The following is a 4,497-nucleotide window of genomic DNA, read 5'->3' on the forward strand; positions in this document are numbered from 1 at the left end:
CCCGGCCCGGTGCGGTGCGGCGGTGGGGTGGCGGGCCGGGAGGCCGGCGGACCCGGCCCCGGGACCCCACACGGTCACTTCGATCTGGGCACCAGCCGCGTCGCGGTCCAGCCCGGCCCCACACTCAGGTTCGACGTCTGCGACATCCCGACCGTGGGGACCGCCTCGGCGATGTCGCTCGGCTCGACGTGCCCGGATTGCCCGGTCTTGGGGGTGAGCACCCACACGACACCGTTCTCGTCGAGCGGGGCGCGGGCGTCCACCAGGGCGTCGCCCAGGTCCCCATCGCCGTCGCGCCACCACAGCAGCACCACGTCGATGACCTCGTCGGCGTCCTCGTCGAGCAGCTCACCACCGAGGTGGTCCTCGATGGCGGCACGGACCTCGTCATCGACGTCCTCGTCCCAGCCCAGCTCCTGAACCACCATGTCCGGCTTGATGCCGAGCCTTTCGGCGACGCTGTTCTGGTCAGCGTCTCCCGCGGCGACCACGACTTCTCACTCCTCCACTTCGGGTGCTGCCACGGCCACCGGCCCGGAGGTCGGCGGCCGCGCGGTACGTACACGGATGGGCTTAGCGAACACCGCGACGGCGCGGAGCGCAACCGTCCACACCGGATCATCGGGAACTCGTGCGGTCGACGGGGCCCTCCGCCGGACTCCGGCCCGGCCCGCCCCCGGCCCGGCGAACCGTCCGTCGGCGCCGAGCCGTCCCGTGCGGGCCGGAGGTGACTAGGCTGGGAGACACGGCTCACCAGGGCCGGAGGCGACGGACACGGTGTTACGAACAGCTCAATGTTACCGCAGAGTAGTTGGTGACGCGCGGTGCGCCCCGGCACGACGATGACACACGATCGAACGAAGCGACACCAGAACCGGCGAGGAGACCCCTTGGCCCCCCAGAACCACGAGGCCGGACCCGACGGCGCATCCGGCCAGGCGCCCGCGCGCGTCCGCGTGATCCGCGACGGACTGGCCGCGCACCTGCCCGACATCGACCCCGAGGAGACCGCCGAGTGGCTGGACTCCTTCGACGCCGCCCTGGCGCGGGGTGGTCAGCAGCGTGCCCGGTACCTGATGCTGCGCATGCTCGAACGGGCCCGGGAACGCAACGTCGGTGTGCCGCCACTCACGGCCACCGACTACGTCAACACCATCCCCACGGAGAACGAGCCGTGGTTCCCCGGCGACGAGGAGATCGAGCGGCGCTACCGGGCCTACATCCGGTGGAACGCGGCGGTCATGGTGCACCGCGCCCAGCGCCCCGGTGTCGGCGTGGGCGGGCACATCTCCACCTACGCCTCGTCGGCGGCGCTGTACGAGGTCGGCTTCAACCACTTCTTCCGGGGCCGGGACCACTCGGGCGGCGGTGACCAGATCTTCATCCAGGGCCACGCCTCCCCCGGGATCTACGCCCGTGCCTACCTGGAGGGCAGGCTCAGCGCGGACCAGCTGGACGGCTTCCGTCAGGAGCGGTCCCACACGGGCGAGGACGGCGGTCTGCCGTCGTACCCGCACCCCCGGCTGATGCCGGACTTCTGGGAGTACCCGACGGTGTCGATGGGCATCGGCCCGATGAACGCCATCTTCCAGGCCCGGTTCAACCGGTACCTGCACGCCCGGGGCATCAAGGACACCAGCGACCAGCACGTGTGGGCCTTCCTCGGCGACGGCGAGATGGACGAGCCGGAGTCGCGCGGCCTGATCCACGTGGCCGCGACCGAGGGGCTGGACAATCTGACCTTCGTCGTCAACTGCAACCTCCAGCGCCTCGACGGCCCGGTCCGGGGCAACGGCAAGATCATCCAGGAGCTGGAGACCTACTTCCGCGGCGCGGGCTGGAACGTCATCAAGGTCATCTGGGGCCGCGAGTGGGACACGCTGCTGCACGCCGACCGCGACGGCGCGCTGGTGAACCTGATGAACACCACTCCGGACGGGGACTACCAGACCTACAAGGCCAACGACGGCGCCTACGTCCGCGAGCACTTCTTCGGCCGCGACCCGCGCACGAAGGATCTGGTCAAGAACCTCTCCGACGCCGACATCTGGAACCTCAAACGGGGCGGGCACGACTACCGCAAGGTCCACGCGGCGTACAAGGCGGCGCTGGAGCACCACGGCAGGCCCACGGTGATCCTCGCCCACACGATCAAGGGTTACGGGCTGGGTCCGGCCTTCGAGGGGCGCAACGCCACCCACCAGATGAAGAAGCTCACCCTGGACGACCTCAAGCTGTTCCGGGACTCGCAGCGCATCCCGATCAGCGACGAGGAGCTGGAGCGCGACCCGACGTTGCCGCCGTACTACCACCCGGGCGAGGACTCCCCGGAGATCGAGTACCTGCACGGCCGCCGCAAGGCTCTGGGCGGGTACCTGCCGGAACGGCGTTCGCGTGCCAAGCCGCTGGTGCTGCCCGGCGACGAGGTCTACGACGCCATCCGCAAGGGCTCCGGCAAGCAGGAGGTCGCCACGACGATGGCCTTCGTGCGGCTGATCCGGGAGCTGGCCAAGGAGCCGGACGTGGGCAAGCGGCTGGTGCCGATCATCCCGGACGAGGCACGCACGTTCGGCCTCGACTCGATGTTCCCGACGGCGAAGATCTACAACCCGCAGGGGCAGAACTACACCTCGGTCGACGCCCAGCTCATGCTCGCCTACAAGGAGTCGGAGCAGGGGCAACTGTTGCACGAGGGCATCAACGAGGCGGGCTCGACCGCGTCGTTCACCGCCGCGGGCACGTCGTACGCCACGCACGGTGAGCCGATGATCCCGGTCTACATCTTCTACTCGATGTTCGGGTTCCAGCGCACCGGCGACGGCCTGTACGCGGCGGCGGACCAGATGACGCGCGGGTTCGTGCTCGGTGCCACGGCGGGCCGCACCACGCTCACCGGGGAGGGACTCCAGCACGCCGACGGGCACTCGCTGCTGCTGTCGGCGTCCAACCCCGCGGTGGTGGCCTACGACCCGGCGTGGGCGTTCGAGATCGCCCACATCGCCAAGGACGGACTGCGCCGGATGTACGGCGAGACCGGACCGGACGGCAACGGGGAGAACGTCTTCTACTACATCACCGTGTACAACGAGCCGTACCAGCAGCCGCCCGAGCCGGAGAACCTCGACGTGGACGGCCTGCTCAAGGGGCTCTACCACTACCGGTCCGCCCCGGACGGCGACGGGCCGCGGGCACAGATCCTCGCCTCCGGCGTGGCGATGCCCGAGGCGCTGCGGGCGCGGGAGATGCTGGAGACCGAGTGGGGCGTCCGCGCCGACATCTGGTCCGCGACGTCGTGGACCGAGCTGCGGCGGGAGGCCGTCGACATCGACCGGGAGAACTTCGTGCATCCGGAGCGTTCCCCCCGCACGCCGCACGTGACCGCCGCACTGTCGCGGGCGGAGGGGCCGGTGGTGGCCGTGTCCGACTGGATGCGGGCGGTGCCCGACCTGATCCGGCCGTGGGTGCCCACCGACATGCTCACCCTCGGCACCGACGGGTTCGGCTTCTCCGACACCCGGCCCGCGGCACGGCGGCACTTCCTCGTCGACGCGGAGTCGGTCACGGTGGGCGTGCTGACCACGCTGGCCCGGCGCGGCGAGATCCCCGCCGAGCGGGTCACCGAGGCCACCCGGAAGTACCGGCTCGAGGACGTGACGGCGGCGGGCCCGCAGACGTCCGACTCGGGCGTGGCCTGAGGCGGTCCCGGCCCGCTCAGGGCCCCGTGCGCTGCACGAACGGGTGACTCCGGTGGCGCACGGGGGCCACGGCGTCCATAGTGGAGCCACCGGTGGGGACCGGGGAAGCGGGACCACCCGGGGCGCGGGAGCCGCAGCGCCACGGGTGGTCCCGTGCCACACCGCGAGCGGCCGGAACGGCGCCGACGGACTCGCATCCCCCGGGACGATCCGCCCCGTGCCCGGTATGGCCGGGCGTAGGATTCGAGCACGATGTCTGCCACGAACGACCACGGGCTGTCCCCCACGACGCTGCGCAAGCTCGAACACGCGTCCGGTCGGCTCGCCAAGGCGAGCGTGGCCGCCCTGGAGGAGCGGCTGCCGTGGTTCGCGCGGCTGCCCGCCGACCAACGGGCCAGTGTGCTGCTCATCTCGCAGGCGGGCGCGGCGGGCTTCGTGCGGTGGATGCGCGACTCCAAGGAGGCGCTGCGGCTGACCACCGAGGCCTTCCGGTCCGCACCCCGGGAGCTGTCCCGGTGGATCAGCCTGCGACAGACCGTGGAGATCGTGCGCCTCGCGGTCGAGGTCTTCGAGGACCACCTGCCCGAATTCGCGGCCGACGAGGCCGAACGGGCCGCGCTGATCGAGGGCATCCTGCGCTACGGGCGGGAGATCGCCTTCGCCGCGGCCAACTCCTACGCGGCGGCGGCCGAGGCACGGGGTGCCTGGGACGCCCGCCTGGAGGCCCTGGTCGTGGACGGCGTGGTGCGGGGCGACGCGGAGGAGTCCGTGCTCTCCCGCGCGGCGGCCCTGGGCTGGGACC

The 4,497-nt window shown here is 71.4% G+C and carries 2 protein-coding genes and 1 pseudogene; 2 read left to right on the forward strand and 1 reads right to left on the reverse strand.

Annotated elements, in window-relative coordinates; translation table 11 throughout:
* Nucleotides 1–74: 74 nt before the first annotated feature.
* Nucleotides 75–491: a DUF3052 domain-containing protein gene (locus SACHA_RS0115520; RefSeq protein ID WP_019811182.1), complete on the reverse strand. Its 417-nt coding sequence runs from the start codon at nucleotides 489–491 to the stop codon at nucleotides 75–77.
* Between the two features lie 399 nt (nucleotides 492–890).
* On the opposite strand from SACHA_RS0115520, the gene aceE reads away from it, so the two are divergent.
* Both aceE and SACHA_RS22490 read left to right on the forward strand, forming a co-directional pair.
* Nucleotides 891–3,695, forward strand: a complete 2,805-nt coding sequence (gene aceE / locus SACHA_RS0115525) for a pyruvate dehydrogenase (acetyl-transferring), homodimeric type (protein WP_019811184.1) — start codon at nucleotides 891–893, stop codon at nucleotides 3,693–3,695.
* 252 nt (nucleotides 3,696–3,947) lie between these two features.
* A pseudogene (locus tag SACHA_RS22490) lies at nucleotides 3,948–4,497 on the forward strand (PucR family transcriptional regulator); the annotation flags it as partial.

Origin of the sequence: Saccharomonospora halophila 8 (assembly GCF_000383775.1) — a bacterium.
Classification (GTDB): Bacteria; Actinomycetota; Actinomycetes; order Mycobacteriales; family Pseudonocardiaceae; genus Saccharomonospora; species Saccharomonospora halophila.